This is a genomic window from Microbacterium aurantiacum (assembly GCF_040532595.1).
Lineage (GTDB): Bacteria > Actinomycetota > Actinomycetes > Actinomycetales > Microbacteriaceae > Microbacterium > Microbacterium chocolatum_B.
The window spans coordinates 1,946,464-1,971,480 of record NZ_JBEVYX010000001.1 but is presented as its reverse complement, the minus strand read 5'-3'; the positions used below and the strand labels follow the sequence as shown (position 1 = coordinate 1,971,480).

23 protein-coding genes are annotated in these 25,017 nt (G+C 71.1%); 6 read left to right on the top strand and 17 right to left on the bottom strand.

The annotated features are described in order from the left end of the window. Positions 1–43: 43 nt before the first annotated feature. The 6 genes from ABXJ56_RS09330 to ABXJ56_RS09305 form a co-directional block, all read right to left on the bottom strand. Entirely contained in the window at positions 44–454 is a 411-nt protein-coding gene (locus ABXJ56_RS09330) for a DUF1428 family protein (protein WP_353999392.1), read from the bottom strand. A gap of 32 nt (positions 455–486) precedes the next feature. Further along, entirely contained in the window at positions 487–1,143 is a 657-nt protein-coding gene (locus tag ABXJ56_RS09325; protein ID WP_353999391.1) for a response regulator transcription factor, read from the bottom strand. Further along, positions 1,140–2,444 (bottom strand): sensor histidine kinase, encoded by a 1,305-nt coding sequence (locus tag ABXJ56_RS09320; protein WP_353999390.1) that lies wholly within the window; start codon positions 2,442–2,444, stop codon positions 1,140–1,142. Before ABXJ56_RS09320 ends, ABXJ56_RS09325 begins: the two co-directional genes overlap by 4 nt. Before the next feature lie 117 nt (positions 2,445–2,561). Next, on the bottom strand, positions 2,562–2,801 hold the full coding sequence (locus ABXJ56_RS09315; protein ID WP_353999389.1) for a hypothetical protein: 240 nt from the start codon (positions 2,799–2,801) through the stop codon (positions 2,562–2,564). 108 nt (positions 2,802–2,909) lie between these two features. Further along, positions 2,910–3,533, bottom strand: a complete 624-nt coding sequence (locus ABXJ56_RS09310) for a putative glycolipid-binding domain-containing protein (RefSeq protein WP_353999388.1) — start codon at positions 3,531–3,533, stop codon at positions 2,910–2,912. Further along, entirely contained in the window at positions 3,530–4,072 is a 543-nt protein-coding gene (locus ABXJ56_RS09305) for an NlpC/P60 family protein (RefSeq protein WP_353999387.1), read from the bottom strand. The genes ABXJ56_RS09310 and ABXJ56_RS09305 overlap by 4 nt, the downstream gene beginning before the upstream one ends. A 127-nt stretch (positions 4,073–4,199) precedes the next feature. Here ABXJ56_RS09305 and ABXJ56_RS09300 point away from each other — a divergent pair, with 127 nt between their 5' ends. Next, positions 4,200–5,612, top strand: a complete 1,413-nt coding sequence (locus tag ABXJ56_RS09300; protein WP_353999386.1) for an HNH endonuclease signature motif containing protein — start codon at positions 4,200–4,202, stop codon at positions 5,610–5,612. Positions 5,613–5,883: 271 nt separating this feature from the next. Here the strand turns inward: ABXJ56_RS09300 and ABXJ56_RS09295 are convergent, their stop codons facing one another. Genes ABXJ56_RS09295 through ABXJ56_RS09265 form a run of 7 tightly spaced genes read right to left on the bottom strand, consistent with a single transcriptional unit; the run spans position 5,884 to position 14,674 of the window. Further along, positions 5,884–7,095 (bottom strand): acyltransferase family protein, encoded by a 1,212-nt coding sequence (locus tag ABXJ56_RS09295; protein ID WP_353999385.1) that lies wholly within the window; start codon positions 7,093–7,095, stop codon positions 5,884–5,886. Between the two features lie 10 nt (positions 7,096–7,105). After that, complete coding sequence (locus ABXJ56_RS09290) at positions 7,106–8,605, bottom strand: S8 family serine peptidase (RefSeq protein WP_353999384.1); 1,500 nt, start codon at positions 8,603–8,605, stop codon at positions 7,106–7,108. Beyond that, positions 8,602–10,740, bottom strand: coding sequence for a glycosyltransferase (locus tag ABXJ56_RS09285; protein WP_353999383.1), 2,139 nt, complete (start codon positions 10,738–10,740; stop codon positions 8,602–8,604). Before ABXJ56_RS09285 ends, ABXJ56_RS09290 begins: the two co-directional genes overlap by 4 nt. Next, positions 10,737–11,267 carry an acyltransferase gene (locus ABXJ56_RS09280; protein ID WP_353999382.1) on the bottom strand — a complete coding sequence of 177 codons (531 nt, stop codon included), beginning with the start codon at positions 11,265–11,267 and terminating at the stop codon, positions 10,737–10,739. Before ABXJ56_RS09280 ends, ABXJ56_RS09285 begins: the two co-directional genes overlap by 4 nt. Continuing rightward, positions 11,264–12,568: a wax ester/triacylglycerol synthase domain-containing protein gene (locus ABXJ56_RS09275; protein ID WP_353999381.1), complete on the bottom strand. Its 1,305-nt coding sequence runs from the start codon at positions 12,566–12,568 to the stop codon at positions 11,264–11,266. The genes ABXJ56_RS09280 and ABXJ56_RS09275 overlap by 4 nt, the downstream gene beginning before the upstream one ends. A gap of 1 nt (position 12,569) precedes the next feature. Beyond that, positions 12,570–13,505, bottom strand: a complete 936-nt coding sequence (locus ABXJ56_RS09270) for a glycosyltransferase family 2 protein (protein ID WP_353999380.1) — start codon at positions 13,503–13,505, stop codon at positions 12,570–12,572. After that, the gene (locus ABXJ56_RS09265) at positions 13,502–14,674 is read right to left on the bottom strand and encodes a glycosyltransferase family 4 protein (protein WP_353999379.1); all 1,173 of its coding nucleotides are present in this window, start codon (positions 14,672–14,674) and stop codon (positions 13,502–13,504) included. Before ABXJ56_RS09265 ends, ABXJ56_RS09270 begins: the two co-directional genes overlap by 4 nt. A gap of 292 nt (positions 14,675–14,966) precedes the next feature. Here ABXJ56_RS09265 and ABXJ56_RS09260 point away from each other — a divergent pair, with 292 nt between their 5' ends. From ABXJ56_RS09260 to ABXJ56_RS09240, 5 genes are read left to right on the top strand one after another with little or no spacing between them, the layout of a single operon-like run. After that, positions 14,967–15,821, top strand: coding sequence for a hypothetical protein (locus tag ABXJ56_RS09260; protein ID WP_353999378.1), 855 nt, complete (start codon positions 14,967–14,969; stop codon positions 15,819–15,821). 14 nt (positions 15,822–15,835) lie between these two features. Continuing rightward, positions 15,836–17,371, top strand: a complete 1,536-nt coding sequence (locus ABXJ56_RS09255; protein ID WP_353999377.1) for an O-antigen ligase family protein — start codon at positions 15,836–15,838, stop codon at positions 17,369–17,371. Further along, complete coding sequence (locus tag ABXJ56_RS09250; protein WP_353999376.1) at positions 17,368–18,225, top strand: glycosyltransferase; 858 nt, start codon at positions 17,368–17,370, stop codon at positions 18,223–18,225. The genes ABXJ56_RS09255 and ABXJ56_RS09250 overlap by 4 nt, the downstream gene beginning before the upstream one ends. Beyond that, a complete protein-coding gene (locus tag ABXJ56_RS09245) occupies positions 18,222–19,691 on the top strand; it encodes a lipopolysaccharide biosynthesis protein (protein ID WP_353999375.1) in 1,470 nt (489 codons plus the stop codon). Before ABXJ56_RS09250 ends, ABXJ56_RS09245 begins: the two co-directional genes overlap by 4 nt. Before the next feature lie 26 nt (positions 19,692–19,717). Continuing rightward, entirely contained in the window at positions 19,718–20,572 is an 855-nt protein-coding gene (locus ABXJ56_RS09240) for an SGNH/GDSL hydrolase family protein (RefSeq protein ID WP_353999374.1), read from the top strand. On the opposite strand, the gene ABXJ56_RS09235 is transcribed toward ABXJ56_RS09240, so the two are convergent. The 4 genes from ABXJ56_RS09235 to ABXJ56_RS09220 form a co-directional block, all read right to left on the bottom strand. Next, a complete protein-coding gene (locus ABXJ56_RS09235) occupies positions 20,569–21,567 on the bottom strand; it encodes a glycosyltransferase (RefSeq protein ID WP_353999373.1) in 999 nt (332 codons plus the stop codon). The genes ABXJ56_RS09240 and ABXJ56_RS09235 overlap by 4 nt on opposite strands. Positions 21,568–21,625: 58 nt before the next feature. Then, complete coding sequence (locus ABXJ56_RS09230; protein ID WP_353999372.1) at positions 21,626–23,098, bottom strand: sugar transferase; 1,473 nt, start codon at positions 23,096–23,098, stop codon at positions 21,626–21,628. 155 nt (positions 23,099–23,253) lie between these two features. After that, positions 23,254–24,456: a glycosyltransferase gene (locus tag ABXJ56_RS09225; protein WP_353999371.1), complete on the bottom strand. Its 1,203-nt coding sequence runs from the start codon at positions 24,454–24,456 to the stop codon at positions 23,254–23,256. Continuing rightward, a complete protein-coding gene (locus tag ABXJ56_RS09220; RefSeq protein ID WP_353999370.1) occupies positions 24,453–25,010 on the bottom strand; it encodes an acyltransferase in 558 nt (185 codons plus the stop codon). Before ABXJ56_RS09220 ends, ABXJ56_RS09225 begins: the two co-directional genes overlap by 4 nt. Between the last annotated feature and the right edge of the window lie 7 nt (positions 25,011–25,017).

Below are 25,017 nucleotides of genomic sequence, written 5' to 3'. Positions count from 1 at the left end.
TTGCGCTTCGGGCGAAGCGGAGCTACGCGGGCGGGCGGGAGGCTCAGTCGGCGCCGGGGACGGTCAGCGCGATATCGAACACGTCGCCGGTCACGCGCGCACCGTCGAAGACCGCGTCTTCGTCCATCGTGGCGAGGACCCGTGGGTCTTGCGTCGCGGCCGCCGTCCCTCGATCCCGCACCTCTCGCGACGGCCACACGGTGACCGAGACGACGACGGATTCGGATGCGGCCGCTCCGACGACGTCGGCGACGCTTCGGAGCTCGCCCTCCTCGTAGGAGGTGCCGTCGGCGTGAAAGTCGGCCTGATCGGCGGACGCACTCGACTGCCAGTAGTCGGTCACGCTGAGGGCGCCGTGGTCGCGGTAGATGGCCGCCATCCTGCGCGAGAACTCGACGTACGCGGCTCGGCGATCCGTCGGCACCGGCACGACCGTGATCTCAGCGATCGTCATCCGTCACTCCTCTGCTCACCCTTGTCGGAACCCTAGCCCCGACCGGCGCGGAGGAGGAGGGCTGCGGCCTGGGTGCGGCTCTCGACGCCCAGCTTGCCGAGCACGCGGCTCACGTGGGTCTTCACGGTGGGGATGGAGAGGAACAGCTCGGCGGAGATCTCGGCGTTCGACGCCCCGCGCGCGACGGCCTGAGCGATCTCGAGCTCGCGCGGCGTGAGCGAGGCGAGCGCCTGCTGGTCGGCGGCGTCGGGAAGGCGGGTGTGATCGGCGGCAAGCCGCATCACGGTGTCGAGCACCCCCGGCGCAAGGACGGGGCGGCCCTCCGCCGCGGCGCGGATCGCGGCGACGAGCTCCGACGGCGGGGCGTCCTTCAGGAGGAAGCCGCGAGCACCGGCGCGGAGGGCGCGGACGACGTCCTCGTCGGCGTCGAAGGTCGTCAGCACGATGATGGCCTGCGCCGGATTCCGCGCGATCTCGCGGGCGGTCGCGGTGAGGCCGTCGCAGCGCGGCATCCGGATGTCCATGAGGACGACGTCGGGGCGGTGACGGGCGATGACCGCCTCGGCCTCGAGCCCGTCCGCCGCCTCGCCGACGACGGTGATGCCGGCGTCCGTCCCGAGGACGAGACGGAGCGCCGAACGCACCTGCGGGTCGTCGTCGACGAGGACGACGGTGACGGCATCCGTCATGCGGTGATCGACCACGGGAGGGTCACCTCCACGCGGAACTCGTCGGGGCCGGTGGTGAGGTCGAGGGTGCCGTGGACGGCCCGGACGCGCTCCTCGATGCCGATCAGGCCGAAGCCGGGGGTGGTGGGGGCGGTGGTCGGGATCGTGGGGTCGGTGGGGTTGGTGGGGTTGGTGACGGTGATCGCGAGGCTCTCGCCGACCGTGCCCGCGACGGTGAGGGTGACCGGCGCACCCGGGGCGTGACGGCGGGCGTTGGTGAGGCACTCCTGCACGATGCGATACGCGTGGCGGCTGGTCGTGGGATGCAGCGTCCGGGTGTCGACGGTGACGCGAGTTTCGACGGGGGTGGCGGCGGTGGCGGTCGCGATCAGGTCGTCGAGGTCGTCGAGGGTCGGCTGCGGGCGATCGGGTGCGGTGTGTTCCGTGTGCGGTCCGGGGTCGCGGCTTTCTGGGGCGCGGACGACGGCGAGGATGTCGCGGAGCTCGCTGAGGGAGGCACGGGCATTGTCGTGAACGGTCTCGACGACCGCGTCCCGCTCGGCGGGCTGCAGGTCGTCGCGGTACCGCAGCGCGCTCGCGTGCATGGCGGTCAGGGAGAGACGATGCGCGAGGGAATCGTGCATCTCGCGGGCGATGCGGGCGCGCTCGTGGTCGCGCGCGGCGTCCTCGCGGAGGCGCTGCTCCTCCTCGACCAGCGCGGCCTGCGCGCGGAGGGAGGCGACGAGGGCGCGGCGGGATCCGATCGAGACGCCGATGGCGACCGCGACGGAGAGAAGGAGCGCGACGATCACGAGCGTCAGCGCGAGGTCGACGGGGGTGAGCGGGAGGCCGACGAGGTCGATGCCGAGGAGGGCGGCGGCGGCTCCGGACACGAGCCAGACCGCGATCGCGATGGCGATGTCGCGGGTCTTGCGATGGGTGGCGAGCGACACGAGCGCGAGCAGGGCGGCGGGCACCGCGAACGAGGACGCGGCGGCGATGACCGCGAGGAGGATCGCGATGGTGAGCGGCGCGAGGCGGCGGAGGGTGACGAGCCCCACGGCGAGGAGGCCGAGGAGGAGGTCGAGGAAGAAGAGGCCCGCGAAACGCAGGGTGGTGTCATCGGCGCCGGAGTCGACGCTGAGACCGAAGTTGACGACGAAGAGCCCGAGGCCGGCGAGGAACACAGAGGCGACAACAGCGACCTCGAGCCAGATCCGGCGGGCGCGGGTGGGTGCGGACGACTTCGCGGGCGTGGCGGCAGGGGTGGGGGTGGTCGGGGGCGCGGGGGTAATTGCGGGCGCGGGGGTGGTCGCGGTCATGGGTTCAGCGTAGGAAGCGGGATCGCGCGAGGGCATCGTCCGAAAGTGTCACATTCCGGTGGGGCGTGGGGCGGCAGGGCTGAGGGAGGGGCGCCGTGACGGCCGAGCTAGTCGACGTCACGGACGGGATGGGATTTCGACGCCGAGAAGCGAGAGCAGCCCGTAGACCACCCCAAGAATGATGCCGGCCCAGCCCATCACCCGCATCTGCTTCGTCACCTCGTCCACGGGCCTTCCACCCCAGTACCAAGACCGGTACGCACGTCGCGCGAACCACTGAGCGCGAAGCACGAGGAGAGTCGACAAGGCTGCCCAGACGGCACCGAAAGACATCTGCACGATCTGCCACTGCTCCATAAGGACACATTAGGCAGTGAGGCTCGCGTCACCGGGAGATCGAAGATCGCGGTGACGCGACTACCGACGGATTTCGCGGACGAGAGGCGCGGGAGGCGTGGGGGCGGATCAGGGCTGACGGAGTCTGCGAGCGAGGTCGGGGTAGTCGACGACGAAGCCATCGGCATCCGTCGTGATGTGGGCGGAGAAGTCGCCGCTGCGGAAGGACACGGTCGTCGCGTCGACGGCGCCGTAATGCTGCTCGCTGCGGAGAACCCGGAGCGAGGGGACCTCGATCCAGGCCATCACGAGCGGAGCGTGAGCGGTCGTATCGGTGGGGCCGTCGAGCAGGTGAAGCCGGCGGATGGGCATTGTGTTCGTCACCGGGCAGAGGCCGAGATCGCAGTCGAGCGCGCCGCGGAGATCGATGTCGGGGGCGATGCCGGGCGGCAGCAGGTCGGTGTCGCCGTGGGATTCGGCGTGGGACGTCCACTCCCCCTCGGCGGAGCGCTCGAGGTGGAGGAATCGCCGCCATCCTTCGCCGTGGACTGCGACGTCGATCGTGCGGGTGAGCCACCCGTCAGCGGCGTCGAGGTTCCACGACAGGGCGTACGCGGTCGTGGTCGAGGAGCCGAACGCGGTCATGCCTTCGTCATCGAAGCGCACGGCGGCGCGGTCCACGCGGGCCGGGTCGTCCGTGCCCTGCCAGGCGAGGGTGCGGGAGCGTGGTTCGACAAGGCCGGAGTGGGTCATGGGTCGATCATCTCGGTCGGTCCCGACGTCGCCGCCTCTCGATGGCCCGCGAGCACGTGGCGCTGCTGTTCGACGGCGGCGGCTGCGGCATCCGTCGCCCAGCTCGCGGGCCGGCTGCCGTCGAGAACTCGAGAGAGAGGCGTCCACCCGGTGGCGGAGAGCGCGTCCCAACCCGCGGCGGGCGTGAGCGCCGGCAGCGACGAAAGGTCGTCGATGCGCACTCTGTCCCACGCGTGGATGATCCGGCCGTCGCCCATGCTGAGCCCGACGTGGCCCCAGTCTCGCCGAACCCCCTGGATCACACCGACGCTGCGGAAGAAGACGAATGCACCGAGCGGTGGCGGGTCGGAGCTGCCGGCCGCCCCGTACAGCCGCGCCGACTCGGAGGCGTAGTCGCCCCCGAAGATCTCGATGTTGTTCGCGCGCTCGACGGCGTCTTCGACGAAAGCGAGGCAGCGGGTCGTGTAGTCCGTGGAGCCGAGATGCTCCTCGGCCCACTGCAGCGCGTTGCGGGCGATCGTGTCGACATCGGCGGTCATCGGGGAAGCCTATCGACGGCAGGGGGTGGCTCACGTCATGTTCGATAGTGGGTGCGCCGTGTTAGATGCCAATGTCGGAGGTACGTTCTAGTCTGTGATCACCTGGAACTGATCGAGATGGGAAGCCATGGACGAGACTGCGGAGCCGGTGGACGAGACTGCAGAGCCGGTGGACGAGTGCGATGGTCGTGATGCGGTGGCGCGGAAGACGGCGGCTTTTGTGGACGAGATTCTCGAGTCGCGGCGGTTGGTGGCGGAGGGGCAGGCGCGTGAGGCCGCGGCGATGGCGGAAGCGTACGCGTTCACGCAGGAACAGACCGCCCTGCTGGGGTCGGCGACGGTGAAGGCGCGGGAGATGCCGTTGCGGGCGATGGCGGCGGAGATCGGTGCGGCGACCCGGGTGAATGACAGCACGGTGCAGAGTCGGTTGTTCGAGTGCCACCGGTTGGTGACGGAGTACGCCCCGACGTTCGAGGCGTGGCGTGCCGGGAAGGTGTCCCAGGCGCACACGAAGGTGATCGTGGAGTTCGGGGCGGACCTGCCGGACTCGGACGCGCGCGCGGCGTATGAGAAAGACGTGCTGGATTATGCGGTGAAGACCGCGACGGGCCGGTTGCGTCCGTACGCGCAGCAGGTCGCGGACAAACTGAACCCGCGGACGGTGCAGGAGCGGCACGAGGTCGCGGCGTGCAAGCAGCGGGTGTTCGTCGAAGACCTCGCCGACGGGATGTCGATGCTGGCAACGATCGCGCCGTCCACCTATGTCCACGGGGCGTTCGACCGGGTGACGCGGGAGGCGCGGGAGATCAAGGCCGCCGACCTGCGGACCCGGCGGGAGTACGCCGAGCGGCGGGCGCGCGGTGAGGACGTCGAAGAGCCGTGGTTCGACGACCGCACCCTGGATCAGATCCGCGCGGATCTGGTGATGGACATGCTCCTCACGGCCGCACCGACGATCGACCCCACCGGCGGTGGACTCGCAGCCATTCGCGCGACGGTGCAGGTCAGCATCCCGGCGACCACCCTGGCGGGGACGACGTCGGGTGGGGCGGAGCTGAACGGGAAGTGCGCGATCGACCCCGCGACGGTGCGGATCCTCACCGGCAACGCTCCCGGGTTCGACCGGGTGTTCCTTCACCCCGTCACCGCCGAGGTGTTGACGACGGATCGGTATACGCCGACCGCGGGGTTGAAGAGGTTCCTGACGGCCCGGTACGTGCGGTGCGCGTTCCCGGGATGCCGGCGACCGGCGATGCGATCCGAGATCGACCACCACCACGAGTACGCCAACGGCGGCAAGACCGACGGCGACAACCTCGGCCCCTGCTGCACCCGACACCATGTGACCAGACATGCGGCGGGATGGACCGTCGAACAGCTCTCCGGCGGACGGCTGAGATTCACCGCACCGTCGGGGAAGGTCTACATCGAAGACCCGCCACCGCGAGTGATGTTCCTCCCCGATCCGGATTCGGATCCCGATCCTGGTCCGGGGCTCGAGCCCGAACCTCCTTCGGAACCGGCGAGCCCGCCGTTCTGAGCCCGGCCGCGCCTGGTCCTCGGATTTCGGCGCCACGCGTTCCTGAGGTGGCTGCCGCGGGGTCGCTCCGCGACCCCTTGCCCTCGACGAGGGGTATTCGGCGTGCGTTCGGCGGTGCCGCGCGGGAACGTGTCGGTCGCGCACGGGTCTCGGTACGCCCGCTCCGCGGGCTACTCGACCACCGGTGGGTGGCGCCGATCGTGAGGTGCGCGGCGCCACGGGGAAGGGACGGCGCGCGGGGGAAGGGTCCGAAGCGCGTGGGTCTTGCTCGCTAGTCGGGGACGGGCGACGGAGCGGGATCGGGGCGCGCAGCGGGCCTGGTGCGAGCCGAGATGGTGCGACCGATGCGACGCGCCAGAAGATAACTGGGACGCTCGACGACGCGAAAGAAGACCTCCGCCATGAGCAACGCGACGGGAATCGTGATGAAGAGCACCGAGCCGGCAACAGGCGGTTCGCCGATCACCCGACCGAGCGCAACGATCATCGGCTCGTGCACCAGATAGAGACTGAACGACCGCGTGCCGAGCCACCGCAGCGGCGTGACGCTCAGCGCCGCCCCGAGCCCGGGCGAAGCGATCACGAGAAGCACCGCGAGCAGCGCGCCGACGACTTGCAGTACACGCGTCATCGGCGCCAGCGCCTCGATCACCGCCGACTCGACCGGGAGAACGAAGACCGTCCAGTAGCTCATCATGCACGCCGCGGCGACGACTCCGACGATGACGAACGTCAGGCGCGCATTGCGCAGCCGATCCCGCCACGCGATCACCCGCTCCCACTCCATCGCGAGGAGGCATCCGAGCGCGAAGATCGGCATCTGGAACAGCGCCGACATCGCGTACGGCCGCTCGATCGGCCCCTCGTACGCACCGACCGTCATGACGATCAGAAGGAGAGCGATCTTCAGCGGCAGGAACTTCCGCAACCGTAGGGCGAACAGCAGATAGAGCGGCAGGAGGAGTGAGAAGAGGACCTCCCACTTCAGCGACCACAGGACAGTGTTCGTCCAACCGGGCTGAGCCGGAACGACCAGGATCAGGTCCCTCAGCACGGCGATCGGGATGGGGTCCTGGTGGATCTGCACGAACGCACTGCCCTCCGCCAGCCGCGGCGTGAACAGGATCCAGGCGATCGCGAGCACGACGGAGGCCCAGACCGGCAGGTACAGGCGCACCAGCCGACTCGGATAGTACGCACGCCACTGCACTCCCCGCTTCCGGGCGGGAAGACACAGGACGAAGCCGCTCAGGACGAAGAAGACGTAGACGGCGACCGTGCCCTCCCACGCGAGGTGAAGCGGCGAATACGTCAGCCACCACATGAGGGGATCGGCATCCGTCGGACGAGGATCGACGAACGGGTCGACGAACGCGCTCGACAGCAGCAGCGAGTGCAGGATCACCACCACGAGCGCAGCGACGCCTCTCAGTCCGTCCAGCCCGACGATGCGGTCGGGCGGAGCCGCCGACACGGACGACATGAGATCCGCCTCAGTTCGCGATCGTGATCGAGACGACGGTGCTGACGCCGACATTGCCGGCGGCATCCGTCGCCCGCGCCGTCAGCGGATACACCCCGTTGCGGTACGACCGGGACGAGAGCGTCGCCGTCCACTGACCGTTCGACTGCCGGGTCGCCGTCGCCAGTCGCGTCGAGCCGGACCAGAACGAGACACCGGTGACGCCGACGGCATCCGTCGCGGTGGCCGCGACCGTCACCGTGCCACTGACCGTCGCCCCGTTCTGCGGCGAGACGATCGTGACGGCGGGCGCTGTCACGTCAGGCGTCGGAGTGGGAGTCGGCGTCGGCGTCGGCGTCGGGGTCGGGGTCGGGGTCGGGGTAGGCGTGGGAGTCGGGGTTGGGGTGGGCGTGGGAGTCGGGGTGGGCGTGGGCGTGGGCGACGGGGTGCCGCCAACCGGGACCACGGACGCGAGGTAGCCGTACGTACGACCCGGAGTGGGGTTCGTCCGGGGGTCGCCCTGGAACACATGTCCGCGCTGCGCCGCCGCCTCGGCCTGTGCGCGCAGGATGCTGATCATCTGCGCGGGCGTTTTGCCCACGCACGCGCCGCCGGGAAGAAGGCAGGTGAGGGCGACACCGCTGACGGCGGCAGCCGACATGCTCGTGCCCGACTGGATGAACCCGTAGCGATTGCCCTTCGTGGTCGTGTACGGGCACATTCCGGGAGCCGCGAGGATGTGCGCGGCATCCGCCGTCGACACGGCGAAGTTCGAGTTCAGCGATGGCCGATCGTCGAGGGTCGACACGGAGCACGGTGCCGTTCCGAGACCCCCGGGGCGTCCGTCATAGTCGGCCATGTTGGTGGCCGTGAGCACCTCGTCGTAGGCCCCGGGCACGGTCGTGGCCATGTCGACGCCGGAGTTGCCGGCCACACTGACGACGAGGATGCCCGCCGCCGTCACCCGGCAGACGGCCTGGTGCAGCAGGTCGCCGCTGGACCGTCCGCACTGGCCGTCGTCGACGCCGCGGGTGCCGAGGCTCATGTTGACGACCTTGATGTTGCGGGACGCGGCATTGGCGAGCACCCAATCGAGCCCGCAGACGAGCGACGCGATCGTGCCGCTGTTCTTGGCGTCGAGCGACCGCACCGAATAGATGGGCGCCCCGGGTGCGACACCGACGATGCCGGTGTCGTTGTCGTAGGCGGCCATGTAACCGGCGACCGCGGTGCCGTGACCGTTCCCGTCGTCCGCGGTCCCGCTCGGGAGGCAGTTCACCCCCTCGACGAGGTTGTAGTCGGGGTGCTGGCTCACCCCCGAGTCGATGACGGCGACCGCCGGCCCCGTCCAGGGCTGGCCCGCGCCCGCGCCGACGGCGAGAGGGCCCTGCGGCGCTTCCACTCCCCCGATGACACCGCCGACGACCTGCGTCGACGATCCCGCCGCGGGCGCGGCCCCCAGTGGTGCGATGATCAGCGCGATCACCGCTGCGGTGGTCGCGAGCGCCGTAGCGCGGCGTGTGCGGATCATGGTCGACGTTCCCCTCGTCGTGCGGATGGTGTGGTGTCGCGATGGCGCCGGAACGCCCGGTAGGCCTGTTCGGTCTGGGCCGCGATTGCCGGCCAGGCGAAGTCCGCCAGGTTCGGCCGTGCGGTCGCGTCTCGTCTCGCAGCGCGGTCGAGCGCCTCCCGTAGACGCTCCGCGGTGAGCTCCCCGTCGAAGAGATCGACCCAGCCGTCACCGACATCAGCCCGCAGATCCTGCATCGCGCCGAGATCGGGCACGAGGACGGGGCGACCGGCGGAGAGGGCGAGGATCGCCGACCCGGAGTTCTGCACGCGGCGGTAGGGCAGGACGACGAGGTCGCACGCCGCGAGGTAGGCGGGGAGATCGTCGTCGGCCACAAAGCCGAGGTGGAGAACGATCCGGGCGTCGCCCTCGGCCGCGGCGCGGATCTCGTCAGCGAGATCCGCGGGAGCGTGACCCGCGATCACGAGCGTGGCATCGTCCGGGAGGCGGCGGAACGTCTCGACGAGGTGCCGCACGTTCTTGTAGGCGCGGATCTGGCCGACGAAGAGCAGCACGGGCCCCGCCGTGGGCAGTTCGAGGCGTTCGCGCGCCCGGGCGCGGGAGATCCCGAAGTCGTACGCATCGCGGTAGTCGCCGTGACGGGTGACGGCCGCCGGCACGGCTTCGAGCGCCGGATACGCGGAGACGGCCGCCTCGATCCCGCTCGGGGAGAGGGCGAGGATGCCGTCGAGGTTCTCGAGCAGGAGTCGGTGGGCGCGATCACGCAGGCGGGCGCTGGACCGCTCCTCGTGCGCCTCGACGTTGTGGACCGTCCACACGAGGATGGCTCCGCGCCGTCGGGCGGCCGCGAGCGCCGAGTAGAAGAGGGTGAGACGAGCGACGTGGATCACGCGACGCCGGCCGGAGAGGAAGGAGAGGTCGGGCCAGTGCAGGTGGATCACATCCACGCGGCCGAAGGCCACGCGCGCGTAGCTGAGGTCACGCACCAGCGCCCCGCGCTCGGCGAGTGCACCCGCGAGCTGCGCGGTGTAGGGGTTGGCGTGCGCGGTGCGGAACGCGGGCTCCGCCTCGACCACCAGTCGCCGCTGCGGGCGACGCCGGATCGCATCCTGCGCCGGCGGCGTGCGGTCGAACAGCGCGACCTCGGCATCCGGATAGCCGCGACGCCAGGATGCGCGGAGCGCCCAGGCGTCGCGCCAGGTGCGGCGGGAGGATCGCGTCCGACGCTCGAGTCCCGCGCGGACGCCGGTCCCCGCCTGCAGCAGAGCGACGCCGACCCGCGCGCGCCACGGGCGCCAGGTCGTGTCGAGGAGGGTGACCTTCCCCGCGAGGACCATCGCCATCTTGCGCCCGGACGACGCCGTCGAGCCGCCGACGTCGTGCTGGATGACCGCGTCGGGGACGATGACGGGGCGATACCCCGCCCGTCGCGCACGCGCCGAGAACTCGGCATCCTCGCCGTAGAGGAAGAAGAGCTCGTTCATGCCGCCGACGGCATCCCAGGTGGCCCGCCGAGTGAGGAGCAGGCATCCCGTGATGATCGGCACCTCGCGGACCGAGTCGCGCTCCCACCGGCCGAGCGACTCGGGATCCCAGACGCGCGACGTGCGGAAGACGGTCGAGGCCATCGTGGCGAAGGTGAACAGCGACCACAGGCTCGGCGCACCCCAGCACGAAGAGCGGTCGACGCTTCCGTCGGCGCGCACCGTGCGTCCGCCGTAGACGCCGTACTCGGGGTGCGCCCGCGCGAACGCGGCGAGCGCTTCGAGGGATCCCGGGAAGACCGTCGCATCAGGGTTCAGCAGGAGGACGAAGTCACCGCTGCCGGCGCGGACACCGCGATTGACGGCACGGGCGAACCCGGTGTTCTCACCGGCGACGAGGACGACGACCTCCGGGAAGCGTTCGATGAACGCCTCCGCGCTGCCGTCCGCCGAGCCGTTGTCGACGACGATGACCGTCAGGCCCGCGATGCCCTGCGCCAGGACGGATGCGATGCACTCCGCCGTCCGCTCCCGCGTGTTGAAGTTCACGATGACGACGTCGATCGTGACCGTGGAGCGGGCCGCGGTGACCGGTGCGGAGGCCGGTGCGGGCGCTCCCATGGCCTCGGCGGCGATGATCGTGTCGGTCATGCCGCAGCCTCCGGTCGGTAGCCGAGCACCTTCGCCGGCACTCCACCGACGATCGCGTGCGGTGGGACGTCCTTCGTGACGACGGCACCCGCGGCCACGATCGCTCCCTCGCCGACGGTGACGCCGGCGAGGACGACGGTGTCGGCCCCCAGCCACACTCCGGGACCGATCGTGATGTCGCGCTCGATCTTCGGCTGATCCATCACGGGGATCCCTCGCACGGTGGCGTAGTTCGACGCCGTCAGCGTCACCCGCGGCGCGAGGAGGCACTTCTCCCCGAGCGTCACGCGGCCCGTGGCGTTCCCGGCCCAGATCGTCGAGTACTCGCCGATGTGCGTGCCGGCACCGATCTCGATCCGCTCGGCGTTGCGGAAGGACACGTTCGGGGCGAAGGTGACGCGGCTGCCGCGCGTGAGCAGCGGGACCTGGCGGACGTGCGCATAGCCGTAGAAGTGGAGCAGACGGAAGGCGTGCAGGTAGACGCGCGGGTCGAGGATCGATCCGAGGGCGCGGAGGTAGCGCTTCATCCGGGCACCGCCGCGGTGAGTTCGCCGACGAGGACCTCACGCACCCGGGCGAGCGCGCCGTCGATGTCGAGCTCGGCGCGTCCCTTCGCGGTGACGTAGAGCTTCCCGTCGTAGCTGAGAGCGAAGAGGTTGAGCTCGTCGCGCGCGTCCACCGCCGGGATCACGATGAACCGTCGGAGCGGCGCACCCAGGAGGAAGCGCTCGTCGTCGACCCAGGGGACGTACGTGGCGTAGCCGACCGTGCGGCCCACCGGCTGCGGGTCGGATTCGATCCGCGCGACGTACCGACGGATCTGCTTGCGCACCGCGGCGACGAGCTCCGTGACCGGCACACCAGGTTCGCCGTGGACGCGCAGCATGCTGACGTGGTTGCGCACCGTGCGGTCGCCCTTCTCGCGCCGCGACACCGGCAGCGCGACATCCAGCCCGCGGTCATCGTCATCGACCGCGCGCATCGCGGCGGCGACGAGGAGCTCGGTGATCGAACCGCCGTGCGCCGAGGCCACCGCGGTCGCCGCGTCCAGCGGGATCTCGACGAAGCTCACCCGGCCGGGCGGCAGATACCGGGCGGTGAGTCCCCGGCGGCGGATCAGCCACTCCTTGATCGGGCGGACGTTGCGCCCCAGCATCCGTCGGACGCGCCGATCGAAGGGCTTCCGCCAGTACTCGTGCCAGCCCGCGCGGAAGGACGGCTGCTCCCTCACCCAGTCCACGGCCACGCGGAACGGAATCAGCGCGCGCGTCCGCGGCGGTCGCCCGAGGGCGATGGGCGCCTCGGCCGCCGCCGAGCCGACGGCGGTGTCGGACGCGAAGAGGGTGAGCGTCTCGAACGCCCACTTTGCATCCCCCATGACGTGATGAAGACGCATGCCCATCGCCACCTCGCCCGAGGTCAGTCGCGTGAACGTGACGTCCCACACCGGGCGGTCCTGCGGCAGCGGGTCGCCGTCGGCACCGACGAGGTGCGCGAGCGTGCGCGAAGAGAGCTCGACCACCTCCTCGCGGATCGTCACGTGCCGGCGCACATCGAAGTCGGGATCCGGCACCCACACCGGGGCCGTGAGACCGAGCGGCGCGCGCACCATCTTCTTGCGGAGGTCGGGGACCGCGGCGATGCGGAGCTCGACGAGCGCGAGGATGCGCTCCCGGTCGAGCGCGCCGTCGGCGGCGAGAAGCGGCGCCGCATCCAGGACGAGCGCTCCCCCGGTGTGCGCTGCGCGGTAGTTGATCGAGGTCCACGCGTGGGTCTCGTCGAGGATGCGCATCACCTCGAGATCGACCGGGACCGATGAGCGCGCCATGTCAGCTCCGTTCCGAGATCAGAAGCCCCGACGCGTCGAGGGCCGGGAGGCCGCGGCGCTGCCACGGCGGGACGAAGCGTTCCCCCACGATCGGCGTGCGCCACATCGTCCTCGCACCCACCGCCATGCCCCGAAGGAGGGCGACGTCGTGGGCGACGGAGCGACGGCGGCGAAGACCGCGGGCGATCCGGACGAGGGTGCGTCCTTTCAATCGCCACCCGAGGCGCAGGCCGAGCACCGGATGCGTCCGCAGGTGCTTCACGAGGTAGGCGCCGAGGCCGCGGCCGTACCCCTCGTGCAACCGGACGTAGGCGTCGCCCGCGCGCGTATTGGTGTGCCGAACGAGGCAGTCGGGCTCGTGGACGATGGACGTGCCCGCCAGAAGCATCCGCGTGAAGATGTCGAGATCCTCCGCGCCCGCCATCGGCTGACCGGCACCGAGCGCGTCGTCGAATCCCCCGATGCGCAGCACGACCTCCCTGCGGAAGGCCATGACCGCGCCGTGACCGGCATCGATCCCCGTGACCGGGCGCTCGTAGCGCGACCGGCGGTGGTACGGAGCGTCCTCGGCGACGGTGTGGTCGAGCATGCGGCCGGTCACGGTGGCGACCCGCGCCTCCGCGAAGTGCGGGAGCGCCGCTTCGATCCAGCCGGGGGCGGGATGGCAGTCGTCGTCGGTGAAGATGACGATCGGGCTGTCCGCGGCGACGAGGCCGGCGTTGCGGGCGATCGACAGGCCCCGGTGGGCGCGCACGTAGTCGACACCGGCATCCGCCGCGACGTCCCGGGTCTCGTCGGTCTCGGAGCCGCTGTCGACGACGAGCACGCCCACCTCGGGCGGCGACGCCTCCTGGACGGAGGTCAGCGCGGCGCGGAGCATCTCGGGCCGGTCCCGCGAGCAGACGATCACCGTGACGTCCTCGGGTGCCGGGCTCATGCCGCCACCTCGTGCCCCCGCGGCACCTCGCTGCCGCGGGCGAGGGCGTAGGCCTCGCCGAGCCGAGCGGCCGCGACCTCCCACGTCAGCGCCGGGGCGTGCTCCAGGCACGCGGCGCTCATTCGCGTGCGGAGCGCGGGGTCGGCATCGAGGACGTCGAGGTGGCCCCGCAGGGCATCGACGTCACCCGGGGTGTGGACGAACCCGTGGACGCCGTCCTCGAAGTCGGCTCCGGCGGCGGAGGAGACGAGCGGGATGCAGCCGGCACCCTGCGCCTCGTAGGTGACCAGGGCGCTCCCCTCCTCCAGCGTCGGGAGCAGCAGGACGTCCGACGCGGCGAGCACCGACGCCACGTCGTCCGAGAAGCCGACGGTCCGCACGCCCGGAAGCCCGAGGTCGTCGCGGAGGAGCTCGGCGTAGCCGGGCAGCATCCGTCCGACGACGGTCAGCTCGCCCGCGCGCGACGCGGTCGACGCCTTCCAGGCGGCGAGGGCGTGGTGGAGTCCCTTGCGGGGCTCACCGAGACCGACGTACACGGCGCGGAGCGGGCGATCACCCGCGCGCGGGCGGACGCGCCGGCTCCCCGGGCGATAGCCGTAGCGATGACGCAGGATCCGATCGTCGGCGAAGCCCGCGGCGCGGAAGGAGTCGGCCACCGGCTCGGAGGGGGCGAGGATCGCCGTCGCGGCATCCCACTCCGCCTGCTCCATGCGCAGGTGCTCCGCGTTGGCGGTGTGCGCGGTGCGGACCCGGTCCTCCAGACCGAGACGCGCCACCTCCGCGGCGACCACCCTCCACGCGTGAGCGGTGTGCGTGTTCGGCGCCTCGCGCATCACCGCCGCGCCGACCTCGCGCCCCGCCGTCGCCGCGGCGCCCGCGCCGAGCGGCCACAGATGCACGACGTCCGGACGGAGCGCACGCACGCGCCGCGCGGCGCGGCGGTCGTGCCACACGAACGCCCGGTCGCGACCCACCGCGCGATGCGGGATGCGGCGGCCGGCGACGCTCAGCGTGAGCGTCACCGACGCCGCCTCGACTGGTCGCGCGAGGCCCGCCGCCACGACGTGCACCTCGTGCCCGGCGCGCGTCAGGCCCTCGACCTGGTTCCAGGCCGTCCATCCGATCCCCGGTGCCCCCAGGACATGCGGAAACGAAAAAACAACTCGCACGCCACACCCCCAAAATGTGCAAGCGATCCCCCTGTCGGCCCCCGCCGACGCTTGACTATGGACACGCGCGTCGGCGGTGTGCAAGCCGAAATCGGCATCCGTCACCGAAAGCCCCGCAATGTTTACACGGCGACGTCATCCGTTAACACGCCCGCAACTCCGACGGCGTTCTCGTCGCTCATGGTGGTAGGGCGTGGACGCCGATCTAGGGGTGGCGGCCACCGATCCGATGCCAGGGGGGCATGACGCTTGGGGCGTCGTGCGGCACGAACTCGGTCCAAGGGGGACAAAATTGGAAACTCCGCGCTATCTCATCATCCTGTGGCGGTCGAAGTGGCTGCTGCTGGTCGGACTCGTCATCGCGACGCTCGGCGGGCTTCTCGCCGGGTTCACGCTCGTGGACGGACAGGTCGTCCCGCGATCGGAACAGGCGTATCGCGCCTCGACCACCGTGCTCGTCTCCAGCCAGACGCAGCCGATGTATCAGGCGGTCATTCCCGGGCAGGAGGTCGTGGAGGGGCAGACGCTCGCCACCGACGTCGACCTCACGCAGAAGGCGATCCTGTACGCGTACATGGTCAGCGGCCTGCAGATGCGCGACGGCGTGGCTGATCAGATCGGTCAGCTCTCCGACACGGAAGACCTCACGGCCCTGCGCCGGACGACGCAGCCCGGGGGCGACGAGTCGTTCCCCGGCCGCTACGTGCTGCCGATCATCGATGTGGTGGGCGCCTCCACGGACCCCGATCGCGCCGAGCAGATCAGCGCCACGGCGACCGATCTCTTCCTCACCCAGGTCGCCGCCGAACAGGAGGCCGCGGGCATCCCCGAGGCCGAGCGGGTCGTCATGAGCGTCCTCGACGAATCCGGCGCCGTGGCGGAGGAGGGCAGCAACCCGATGATCCCGGTCCTGGTGACCTTCCTCGGCATCTTCCTGCTCTTCGTCGCCGCCGCCTTCCTCATCGCGGGGGCGAAGGGATCGCGCGAGCGCAAGCGGGCCGCGCGCGACGCCGCGGCGATCGACGAGGACGAGCCGGGCGACGAGTCTCCGACCGAGTCGCCGCGCATGCGGCGCGGACGGTCGTCGGCGCTCCAGCCCGACCCGGTCGAACGCGCCGATGATCGCGAGCCGACGACCGTCGGCTGACACGGATCCACTCGATGTCTGTGGACAGCGCCTCCCGCACCGGGACGGCGCCCCCCGACGATCTCGCCGTGCCGGCGTGGCGTCAGGTGACGGCCGCGGTGATCCTTGCGGCGACGGGCCTGGGAGCAGCCCTGGTGCTGCCCCCGCTCGTCGCCGGGGGGCTCCTCCTCGTCGTCGCCGTCGTCATCCTCGCCCGTCGCATCCTCTTCAGCCGGCTGGGTCTGTTCGGCCTCTTCATCGCCGTGCTGATGATCTTCCCCGTGCGGCGGTATGCGCTGCCGATCCCGCTGCCGTTCGCTCTCGAGCCGTACCGCGTGCTTCTGCTGGTGCTCATCGTCGCGGTGCTGGGTGCCGTGCTGGTGGACTCGCGCCGCACCTGGCAGCCGGTCGGCTTCGGCTGGCCGATCGGGATCTTCGTGGCGAGCCTCGTCATCTCGATCCCCGCCAACGGCGACGACCTGGTGCGGGAGGGGCTGGCCTCCACCGCCGCGGGGTCGCTCCTGAACTACGCCCTGCTGCTGTCGCTGTTCTACGTCACCCGCCAGGTGATCTCCACGCACCGGCTGGTGCTCGGCCTCCTGAACGCGCTGGTGTGGTCGTCGGTCGCGGTGGCGTTCGCCGCTGTCATCGAACGCGTCACCCGGATCAACCCGTTCCTGCGGCTCCACGAGGTCCTGCCGCTCGATCTCATCGCCACCGACAGCGAGTCCTTCCGAGCGGGGGGATTCCGCTCCTTCGCGTCGTCGCAGCATCCGATCGCCCTCTCGGTGATGCTCTGCATCCTCATCCCGATCGCGATCTATCTGATGCGGTACAGCCCGTGGCCGCGGCATCCGATCAACCGACGCGTGGTCTACGGGCTCGCGATCCTGATCATGCTCGGCGGCGTGCTGTCGGCGGTCTCGCGGACGGCGATCATCGTGCTGGCGGTGATGCTGCTGCTCACCCTGATCCTGCGCCCGTGGCTCGGCATCACGCTGATCGCGTTCTCCTTGCCCGCACTCCTGGCCGGGATGCTGTTCGTGCCGCGGATCGTGAACACCATGCTGCTGTCGTTCCTCGACCTCGATGCGCTCATCGCCTCGCAGCAGACCTCGCCGGGATGGCGGGGCGCGGGGCGCCTGGCGGATCTCGGGCCGGCGATGGACGAGTTCGCGGAGAACCCCCTGTTCGGGACGGGGGTCGGCAGCCGCATCGTCGTCGGTGACGACCAGAACGCCTTCATCCTCGACAACCAGGTGCTCGGCACGATGCTCGAGACCGGCGTGGTCGGCGTGATCGGCCTCGCCGCGCTCTTCGTCGTTCCCGCCATCATGCTGCTGCGGTGGAGCTTCACGGTGGCGCGCGACGACCTGGAGTTCGCGATGCTCGGCTTCGCGCTGACGGTGAGCCTCGCGGGCTTCTGCGCGGCGATGTTCTTCTACGACGCGTTCGGCTTCTACCAGACGCTCTTCGTCGTCTTCATGCTGCTCGCCGTCGGCGGGTGGTTGATCACCGCGAGCCCGCCGGCGCTCCGCGTCCGGGAGTCGAGAGAACGGCTGCTCGCGTGAGCACGGCGAGCATCGTCATCCCCGCCCACGACGAAGGCGCGGGCATCGCCGCGCGTCTCGGACACATGCTCGCGGACGCGGCGCCGGGAGAGTTCGAGGTCGTCGTCGTGGCCAACGGATGCCGCGACGACACCGCCCGGCAGGCAGCATCCGTGCCGGGAGTGACGGTCGTCGAGATCGCCGAGGCGTCGAAGATCGCCGCGCTCAACGCGGGGGACGACGCCGTCACGGCGTTCCCACGGCTGTACCTCGATGCCGACATCGGGATCGACACCGGGACTCTCCGCGCGCTCGTGCGGCTGCTCGCCGCGGCCGACGAGCCGTGCGCGGCGGCGCCGACGCTGCAGGTGGACGCCCGCCGCAGCTCGTGGGCGATGCGGCAGTACGTGCGCGTCTGGGAGCTGTCCGACTATCGCCGTGACGGACACGTCGGCTCGGGCGTCTACGCCGTCAACGCCGCCGGTCGCCGTCGGTGGGACCGCTTCCCGGACGTGATCGCGGACGACCGGTTCGTTCAGCAGCAGTTCGATCCGTCCGAGCGGCGGACCTCCGAGGGGACGTTCACGGTCCGGGCGCCCGCGACCATGCGGGCGCACCTTCGACGGGCCACCCGCATCGACCTCGGCAACCGCGAGCTCGGCGCTGTCGCGCAGCGGGCCGCGCCGGTTCCCGCCCGGGTGCGCTACGGGCGGCTCCTCTCCCGGGTCGCCCGACGTCCCGCGCTCTGGGTCGCGCTGCCGATCTACGTCTACGGCTATGCCGTGCCGATGCTGCGTGCGCGCCGCGCCCTCCGCCGCGGACAGCACGTGCCCTGGGCGCGCGATGCCTCCGTCCGCGACGAGGTGGCCGCGTGAGCCGCGCCACCGGCGAGCGCAGCCTCAGCCAGACCGCTTCGCGCGGGGCCGCGGTGACCGCGAGCGGCCTGTGGCTGAAGACGCTCCTGCAGCTGGGCTCGACGATGGTGCTCGCGCGCCTGCTCGACCCGCGCGACTTCGGCCTCATCGCGATGATCATGGCTGTCGTCGGCGTTGCCGACCTCGTCCGCGATTTCGGGATGACCGGTGCGATCATCCAGGCACGCACCCTCACCGCCCGCCAGTGGTCGAGCCTGCTCTGGTTCTCGGTGTTCCTCGGCTCGGGGCTCATGGTGGTCACCGCCCTGTGCGCGCCGCTCATCGCCGACCTCTACGACGAGCAGCGCCTCGTCATCCTCACCCTCGCGATCGCGCCGACCCTCCTCATCAACGCCATCGCGATGCCCATGCAGGCAGCCGCCCAACGCGACATGCGCTTCGGCACGCTCGCCCTCATCGACATCGTCGCGATGGCCGTCGGGGTGGTCCTCTCCATCGTCGCCGCGTTCCTCGGCTTCGGCGTGTGGTCGCTCGTGATCTTCGCCGGCGCCGGCCAGGTGTATCGCCTGATCGCGCTATGGGTGGTCACCGACCTGCGGTGGGGCCTCCCGCGCATCTCGCGCGACATCCGATCGCTGCTGAGCACGGGAGGCAGCATCTTCGGGGTGCAGCTGCTGAACTACGCCGCGCGCAACATGGACAACGTCGTCATCGGCGCGAACCTGGGGCCGGCCGCGCTCGGCCAGTACTCGCGCGCCTACTCGCTCTTCCTGCTCCCCCAGCAGCAGCTGAACGGTCCGATCGGCCGGGTCGCGCTGCCGGTGCTGAGCCGGCTGCAGGAAGACGGGGAACGCTACCGCCGCTACGTGCGCGGATCGCTCGTGATCATCGGCTACCTGTCGCTGCCGACCTACGCGATCGCGGCGGCCGTCGCGCAGCCGCTGATCCTGCTGCTGCTCGGCCCCGGATGGGAGCTCGCCGCGACGGCCTTCGCCCTGCTGGCGATCGCGGGGGTCGCGCAGGCGATCGGGAACGTTCAGGGGTGGCTGTACATCACCCTCGGACGCGCGCACCGGCAGCTCGTCTACTACCTCATCACCCGCCCCCTCGTCATCGCGATGTTCTTCGTCGGGGTGTGGTGGAACGGGATCGAAGGGCTCGCGCTCCTCTACGGCCTCACCACCCTCGCCCTCCTCGTGCCCGGATTCTGGGCGGCGACGAGCGGCACGTTCGTCCGCGGCTGGAGCGACATCTGCCGGCCGCTCGTGCGCCCCGCACTGATCACCCCGCTGACCTTCGGGGCCGCGTGGGCCGCCGTGTCGGCGACGAGCGCCCTGCCCGCGATCGTGCAGCTCCTCGCCGGCGGGTTCGCCGGACTCGGCATCCTGATGCTCGCGCTTCTGATCCCCGCCTACCGACGGGATGCGCGCGAGATGCTCGCATTCGTGCGGAAGGCCCGCTCGTGACGCACCCACGCCGCCGAGTTCACGCCGTGCGGACCCTCTGTGCCGCGCTGACGCTCGGGGCCGCCCTGGCGGTCACGGCATGCGCGCCGGGCTCCGCCGACCCGGTGCCGATGGCGCCCACCGGGTCGGCGGTCGAAGCGGCCCCCGGGCCGATCGCCGTGATCGGCGACTCGATGGCGCTCGGGGTGAACTCGTGCTCCGACGTGGGCGAGTGCCCCGCCGCCTCCTGGGCCCTCGGAGACGACCCGACCGTGGCGTCCGTCTCGGCACGCCTCGCCGAGCGGGAGGGCGCCGCGCGCTCGCACGTGTGGGCCGCGAAGAACGGCGGCACCGTCGCCGATGCGATCCGTCTCGCCGACAAGGCGGTCGCGGAGCGGGCGGGGATCGTGCTGATCCTCATCGGCGCGAACGACGTCTGTCGCCCCGACACCGCCGCGGTCACCCCCGTCGCGGACTTCGGGGCGCAGTACACGACCCTCATCGACACGGTGCGGGCGGGCCTGCCCGACGCGCAGATCGTCGCGCTGTCGATCCCCGACGTGATGCGCATGTGGGATCTCGGACGCGACGACCCGGAGGCCACCGCGCGCTGGAACGCATCCTCGTCCTGCCGATCGCTGCTCGCGGACCCGGCATCCGACGCAGCCGTCGATGTGGACCGCCGCGCGGGCATCGACGAGACCGTCCGCGGCTACAACGCCGCCATCGCCGAGGCCTGCGAGGCGGATGCGCGGTGCGTCCACGACGCCGGTGCGATCCACGCACTGGATTTCACGGCGACGGACATCTCGTCGATCGACTACTTCCACGCCTCGGCATCCGGTCAGGCGAGGGTCGCCCAGGTCGCCTGGGAGACCCTCGCGCAGACCTTCGACGGCTAAGCGGGGCGCGCAGCGACGCCCGCCGCAGGCGAACCCGCTCGCCGGCTGCGTTTGGGCGCCTGGAGCGCGATGGGGCCGGCTTCGGTGACCTCGACCGTGCGCGCAGCCGCCGCCAGGAGCATCTCCATCGTCAGCGCCTCGGGTGACGCCTGGATCGCCAGACCCCTTCCGTCGAACTCGGCGGCGATCTGCAGCTGGTGGTCGTCGACGTGCTCGCCGAAGCGCGCGAGGCGAGGCACCAGCACGGGGGCCTTCCCCTGCTCGAACGCCGAGATCGCCGACCCGGTCCCGGAGTGGGCGACGACGACATCCGCCTCACGGACCGCCGCGACGAGCTCGTCGTGCGGCACGCGCGCCCGCCCCTCGATCCCCCACCGCGTCACATCCTGCGTACCCGTCTGCCAGAGCACCTCGTCGCAGTCGGCGAGGAGCGGCACGAGCGCGTCGTACAGACGATCGAAGCCGTAGCCCTCCTGCGTGCCCACGGTGACGACGGCCTTCCTGATCCGCTCCGGCGTCGGACGCGCGGGCCCGGGCTCGTACGCGTCGAAGATCGAGCCGCGATACTGCCAGCGCTTGGACTCCCACCCGCGGTACTGCGTGTACGTCGCGACCTTCGACTGCGTCGCGACGATGCGTCCGGTCACCGACGGGCCCGCCGCCCGCGCGGCACTCTCGATGTAGTGGGCCTCGACGCCGCGACGGGCGAGATGCGGCAGCGCAATCACCGCGGGGCTCGACCCCGTGCTGAAGACGCGGTCGAAGTCGTACTCGGCCGCAACGTCGAGGAAGAGCGCGCGGAACCGCCTCAGGCCCGCCAGATCCCGCGGTGCGACGAACGGCCCGAAGTGGACGTCCCGATCGGCGAGCAGAGAGCGGCTGAGCCCGTTGTCGAAGGTCACCCAGACCTGTTCCTCCGGTCTCACTCCGAGTCTCGGAGCGAGCGTGTGCAGCTGCTTCAGGTGTCCCCCACCCGAGCAGATCATCAGAGCCATCCCCATGGCTTCCCCCAGTTTTCGATTGATGTGTCGTGTGCGGTGCGTCCGCCTCCCGTCAGTACGCACCCTCGGGTTTGAACATCTGCACCACCGTGCGCCCCAGGAGCACGATGTCGCCGGTCACCGACCAGTTCTCGACGTAATAGAGGTCCAGCCGGATGCTGTCCTCCCACGACAGGTCGGATCGCCCGCTCACCTGCCAGAGGCCGGTGATGCCGGGCTTGGTCAGTAGCCGTCGGGTCTCGTGTCCGCGATACTTGCGGACCTCCGTCGGCAGCGGCGGCCGAGGCCCGACGAGACTCATGTCGCCGCGGAACACGTTCCACAGCTGCGGCAGCTCGTCGAGCGAGAAGCGCCGCAGCACCCGCCCGACGGCCGTCACGCGCGGGTCGTCGCGGATCTTGAACAGGACGCCGTTCCCCTCGTCCGCGTCGGCGATCGCCGTCAGCCGGTGCTCGGCATCCACCACCATCGAGCGGAACTTCAGCATCGTGAACGACGTCCCGTCCACCCCGACCCGCTCCTGACGGAACAGGGCCGGGCCCCCGTCCCGTCGCACCAGCAGCGCGATGGCGGCGAGAAGCGGAGACAGGACCACGAGCGCGAGAGCGGAGAGCACGACGTCCAACGCCCGCTTCAGGGCGTACGCCGTTCCCGTGAACCGCGGCAGCTGAACGTGCACCATCGGCAGACCCTCGATGGGACGCAGGTGGATGCGCGGGCCGGCGACGTCCGTCAGCCGGGACAGGAGGATGAGTTCGGCGCTGGAGCGCTCCATGGCCCAGCCCAGCTCGCGGATGGCGGAGCGCCCCCCGGGCAGCTCGCCCGCGATGACGATCGCCCGCATCCGTGCGGTACGGGCGGCGTCCACGAGCTGGGAGTACGGCACGGTCGGCAGCGACTCGAGCCGCCGGGCGACGTCGTCGTCCGCGCCGGCCAGACCGTCGGTGAGGCTGATGCCGACGGCGGTGTAACCCGCGTGGACGTGACGACGAAGCTCGGTGACGGCGCGATCCACGTCGCGGGCGCGACCGACGACCAACGCCCCGGTGAGGGCGCGACTCCGACGACGCAGCTCGGTGAGGGCCCGCCGCCACAGCAGCCGGTTCAGGACGAGGAGCACCAGTCCGGTCGGCAGAGCCACCGCCACATAGCGACGCACCGCGCCGATGTCGAGCAGGTAGTACGCGATCGCCACGCTGCCGAAGGTGACGAAGGTCGCCGCCAGCACGCGCTGGTACTCGGTGGCGCCCTGCCCGAGGATCCGCTGCGCGCGACTCTTGGTCGCCGACAGGGCCACGAGCCACGCCGCGCACAGCAGCGCGGTCGTCGCCAGGGTCGACGCCTCCATGACGCTCCACCACTGCCCCGCCGGGCCGAAGGAGAGGGTGCTGGCCAGCAGCACGGATGCCGTGATGGCCGCGATGTCGCCCACGACGATCCCGCGGACGAGTCGTCCGTACCACATCATGCTCAGCGGCTGTCGCGGGATCGTCTCGACGAACCCGTCCGTGCGCGTCGAGGTCATCGCCGCCCCCGTACGTCGGGAATCGTCGATCGTGCTGAGAAAACGATGATGGTGCGCACCAGGCCCCCCAGGGTGCTCATGAACCGGGGAACCCCCGTTCCCCGCGTGAATGCTATGCCGGGGCGTCGCCCCCGCGACATCCCGAAGACGACTCTTCATACACCCGAGCGCGACTCTTCACCTCGGCGAAACAAAGCCGATCTCGTGGTCACATCCAGCAGCGCCGCGTGCCGCGCCGACCAGCTGTTCTGCGCGATCCACTCGACCCTCTCGTCCTCGGACGCGACCCCCATCGCGAGGGCGGCATCCACCGCCTCCCCCATCTCCGCGGTGCCGCCCGTCAGCAGCACGCGCGGGCCGAGGCTGCGGACCGGCGGCAGGTCGATGGCGACGACCGGCAGCCCCGCGGCGAGGTACTCGTAGACCTTCAACGGGCTCATCGCCTCCGTCAGCGGCGTCCGCCGATGGGCGAGCAGGGCGGCATCCGCGTTGCGGAGGGCCGCGACGAGCTCAGTGCGCCCGACGCCCGGCTGGATCCAGACGTTCCGCCGGTCGCGCAGCGGCGCGACGGCGGCCTCGTCGCCGACGGGACCGAGGAGCACGATGCTGAGCTCGGGTCGCGAGGCGGACAGCGCGAGGATGCCGTCCACGTCCAGGCGCGCGTCGAGCGTCCCGACGTAGAGGGCGCGCGGCCCGGGGATGCGCGCGAGCCACGCGGGAGCCTCGGGACGCGGCCCGAGCCACTCCGCCGGATCGATTCCGTTCGGGATGACGCGCGCCGGCCCTCGGGGATCGATGCGGTCGACGATCTGCTGCGACACCGCGACCACCGCGATCTCCGACTCGCTGATCTGGCGGTAGGCCGCGCGGAACGCCGGCCGGTACCGCGCACGGTCGTCGGCGCTCAGCCAGTCGTCCCGCCCGAAATAGGTCACCGTCGAGGCCCAGGCGAAGGGCGCGAACGCCGCGACGAGGGGATTCGTCGTCAGCACGCACGGCGCGACGAGCCCGAGGCGGTCCGCCTCCTCGCGCAGCACGCGGTCGTACGCGCGCATGGACGCGACCAGTCCCCGCGGGGACAGGGGGTCGGCGCGCGACAGACGGACGGGCTGGACCAGGCGGCGGGACGACGTCTCGGGAAACCGCGCGTCGCGTCCCGTGATCCGCCGAACGCTGTGCCCGAGGCGCGAGCGCCACGGGTTCGCCACGAGCAGGCGCCCGACGCGCGGATTCGTCATGAGCGTCTGCAGGATGCGATCCGGCGGGCGCATCATCCCCCGCTGCACGGCGTCGTTGTACGTCTCGTACGAGAACGTGAAGACGTGGTCGCGTGCGACCTGGTCTCCGGCATCCGTCATGATGCGGCCCTGACCTCTCGGAGCACACGGGCGGGCGCCCCGACCGCGACGGTGTGGGCGGGGACGTCGCGTGTGACGACGCTGTTCGCCCCGATGACCGCGCCCTCGCCGATCGTCACGCCGGGCATGACGACGACGTTCTGGCCGAGCCACGCCCCGGCGCCGATCCGGACGGGAGCGACCCTCACCAGCGGCTGATCGCGGATCGGCACGCCGACATCGTCGAAGCCGTGCATGTGATCGGAGATGTAGACCCCGCGCGCGAGATCCACCGCATCGCCGATCGTGACTTCGCGGACCGCGGTGATCGAGGTCTGGTTCATCCGCACGCGGTCGCCGAGATGGATCACCGGAGTCCCCTCGTCCACGCGCGGCACCATGAGCCAGGACGACGGGCCGACGAGCACCGAGCGTCCGATCTCGATGAGATGCGGGTTGCCCGTCCGGAAAGGGAGCAGGATGCGGCTGCCCGCCCCGAAGGAGGCGAACCCGCGCGCGACGAACGCGCTGAAGAGCGCGTCGCGCACGCGCTGCGCCTGCTGGAAGGCCGTCATGCCGGTG